This is a genomic window from Secundilactobacillus paracollinoides DSM 15502 = JCM 11969, assembly GCF_001311135.1.
In the GTDB taxonomy this organism is placed as follows: Bacteria; Bacillota; Bacilli; order Lactobacillales; family Lactobacillaceae; genus Secundilactobacillus; species Secundilactobacillus paracollinoides.
Genome location: NZ_BBAG01000117.1, coordinates 1 through 3,526 on the forward strand (window position 1 = coordinate 1; position 3,526 = coordinate 3,526).

2 protein-coding genes and 1 pseudogene are annotated in these 3,526 nt (G+C 48.2%); 2 read left to right on the forward strand and 1 reads right to left on the reverse strand.

The features are described from left to right. Nucleotides 1-486: GNAT family N-acetyltransferase (locus JCM11969_RS16215; RefSeq protein WP_054712899.1), on the forward strand; the 486-nt coding region annotated here is incomplete at its 5' end. A 559-nt stretch (nucleotides 487-1,045) separates the two neighbouring features. Continuing rightward, complete coding sequence (locus JCM11969_RS16220; protein WP_054712902.1) at nucleotides 1,046-1,675, forward strand: hypothetical protein; 630 nt, start codon at nucleotides 1,046-1,048, stop codon at nucleotides 1,673-1,675. A 70-nt stretch (nucleotides 1,676-1,745) separates the two neighbouring features. On the opposite strand, the pseudogene JCM11969_RS16225 reads toward JCM11969_RS16220, so the two are convergent. After that, a pseudogene (locus JCM11969_RS16225) lies at nucleotides 1,746-3,441 on the reverse strand (oleate hydratase). Nucleotides 3,442-3,526: the final 85 nt, after the last annotated feature.

Below are 3,526 nucleotides of genomic sequence, written 5' to 3' on the forward strand. Positions count from 1 at the left end.
AAAACGGCTTTTCCGTTCTATGAGCAGATTCCGATGCCGTTTCTCATGTGGCGGTTAAGGCGGCCCAACGTTGAGCTGCTGGCATTTACGGATGAGGGCAAATTAGTTGGTGCATCCTACACGATTTCTCGTCGACAACAGACCTATGTCCTGTACCTGGCCGTTTCGGAAAAGGTGCGCAGTCAGGGGTATGGGTCGCAAATTTTAGCCGCCATTAAGCGCCGCTACGTCAACCAGCAGATCATGCTGAACATTGAGCCGGTGACCCCAGACGCGCCAAATGTTGATCAGCGGCAAAAACGGCGGCAGTTTTACTATAAAAACGGCTTCCGTTCCACGCATTTGATGCTGACTGAAATGGGTGACGACTACGAACTGCTGACATGCAGCGGCAGTGTTAGGGCGGATGACTATCTTGCGTTGATGAAACAGTTTAATGGCGGTATCGTCGACATGCTGTTTCGAACGAAGGCGCGTGAACTTTAGAAATGTTTCACGTGAAACATCCGTGATTGGCACTTGTTAAGTAGTTGTCGGCATTGGTAGGGCGTTTGCGAGAACGATTCCGCGATATATTAGAAATTCAAGAATCTCCACATCTCCCTTGTTCCTAGGCGAGAAGAGAACCCTCACCAACTAATGCTGACACCACAGTCTGCAATACCGAATGGTTCCACTACGCTACGGTACTTGTAATACTCATAATTGATGGCAAGTCTTCATTATAGGTAGCATGAAACCTGTTAATCAATTGTTACAAGTGGCAGCTCATTATGAGAAGCATTGCTGACAAAGGTCTTATTAGCAGTTGAGGGCGAATTCTCTGCAAACTTGGGTTAATGGTATTGTGATGCTTAACCAGTGGTAAAAGGTAAGTTCAACGTTAGTGGAATGCAACGGAATTGGTTACTAAATCCGGGTAAATATCTAAATGATCCGAACGGCCGTCCTTCATCATCATTTTGAAGCCATTTCACTAGCTGTTTCGGCACGAAGCGCGCATAATGCAACCATTAAATCCTGTATCAAAATGGAGGGGATCATCATGGTTCAATTTGATTGGCAAATCGTTGAAACAGCTGAGTATTCGCATGATACAGCACCAAGCTTTGTGACGTTGACGACCCGAAGTTATTTGACAATTACTGGGCAGGCAGCTGACCGCACGCGTGATCCTGAGTTTCAGAAAAGGGCGGACGTGGTCAAGGCGGTCGCTGAAAAAATCAGCCGGGGGCCGGACGCCGGTATTATGATCGACCGATACCGAAGCTATCGGCCATACCAGCTCCAGGCCGTGTGGTCGGGTGGCGACACGATTGAGGACCGGCACACGTTCAAACTATGGGTCAAACAGCCCTTGTTTGTGAAACCAGAGTACGCTCGCCAAGCATTGACACAGCTTGATCTGGGTGAGCTAGGTGAACAAGTCGCGTTTGAAAATCTAGCTGAAGGAACCGAAATCCAAAGCTTTAGTGCTACTCCCTTAACGAACACTAGTCAGGCGGTGCAAACGCTGACGGATGCAGTCTCTGAACGCGGCCTTAAACCACTCAGCACGGATAGTCATCGAGAAGTTTATATTGATGGCTATGGTCCGAATGTTGCCGTACTATTGCGGTACGCAATCGACCCCGATACTGGTCAGATCGACGAGGGCCGAATGGCAGTTAATTAAAAATAATAAAAAACCTGTTTGGATCAAAAACGATCCAAGCAGGTTTTTCGTCTTTATTGTCAGTGATTAATTAAGAAAACAGCTTCTTCGTCGCCTTAGCTAACGTCTTCATATCCTTATCATACCGCGGTGTTTTCACCAGGTTGTCCATGGAGATCCCGGTAAAGTGGTTATGCTGCGATCTCACCCGAACGAACGGCAGACTGTTCCGTGAAGACCATTTGATACGGCTGCTCAGCAAATTCGCCAGTGAAGGCTAAGTTCGTTGAGTGTTCCGGAATGACTTCGGGACGGTCAGTCTTAGCCCGGTTGTTGAACAGAGCTGAGGCATATGGCATGTAGACGGGGATGTTGTTGATGATGCTATCCATGATCTCGTCTTTCTTGTCCATGATGTTTGTTGGTCCTGGATCGACCTTAGAGAGTTGGCCGATCAGTTCCTCAGCCATTTCTTTCCCGGTCATTTCAATATAGGGTTTCTCCACGAACTCACCCTTGCGGCGAGGATAGAGGAAGTAGCCCCAAATAACGGATTCGTTTGGCTTTTGGGTCGTGAAATGGGGTTGGTGGTGAACCACGATCGACATGTTCACGTCCTTTTGACCAAGTGTCGTGATCGGCTTCGTTGACAGGAATGAGTTCAGCGCGTTACCAGGCACTTGGGTCGTGATCCGCGTGATTTCGTTTAGCAGCAGATGGTTCTTGGTAGTCAACGTGAAGCTGGACCACTCACTGGCGTTTCTGTCGGCAAAGAATTTGTCAGGATTACCAAGGTTGTAGAAGTGCTCAGTTGCTTTCTTCCACAGACTAGCGGCAGCACCGTAGTCCATGTTTTCGGCAGCCGGTGTGTTGAAGTCGCCCAACGTTGCAGAATCAGTGATCGAGCCGTTTGTGAAGAAGACGGCTGTGTCATCATCCACAGCAACCGTTTCCGATTCATTGGTCTCGGTGTTTTCCATTTCCAGGCCAGTGACGGTGATTTCATCTTGTAATTCGGTATCTTTGAAGGTGAAGTCCGTTACCCGACGATTCAAAATAATCTTGCAGCCCTGTTCCTTCAAGTAGTTGATCAGGGGTAGCATCATGCTTTCATACTGGTTGTAACGTGTTCGGTTAACGCCAACCAAGTGTTCAATTTGCGTAAATTCATAAATCATTTGGTGCATGTACCGGCGCAGTTCTTGGGCTGAACTTTGCACACGGAAGGCGAAGGTCGTTTCCCACATGTACCAGAAATTTGTTTGAAACATGTGTGGATCATCCTTGAAATAGTCTGCGATGGTCACGTTGTCCAGTCGCGTCTCTTCCTTGTCAGGCATCAGGATCAATTTAGTGAGCAGGGAACGATCCTTATTATTCAGTCCCAAGTGGCCGCCATTGACGATGCCGACACCGCCTTGTAACAGGCGCGCTTTATCATAGGTGCGATGGTGGGCGTCAAAATCGTGGGTGTCTTCTGCGGCCGTCATGTTCTTTTCGGTAGCGGATGGAATCCGACCCATCAGATCCATGAGATCAACGTAGGTTCGGTAGTTCAGCATCCGGCCGCCACGGGCAACGAAGCCCGTATGGTTGTCAACTGGATAATCGGTATTCCAGTATTCGCCCTTGGTTTCAGTTGCGGTCGAGCCGTCGTTTGAGCCGTGGTCATCGATTGAATAAAAGGTTATCTGGTCGCCTTTCCAGTGGGCCTCCTGAATTAAGTAAACGGCAGCGGCCATATTTGCGAGGCCGGCACCGATCATGATTGCTTTACGTTTTACCATACTAATCCCTCCAAATTCTAAAATGAGTGATGTCACAGGTACGTTGTGTCAGTCAGCTGTACGGATGCTTGTTTTTTTTAAGAAG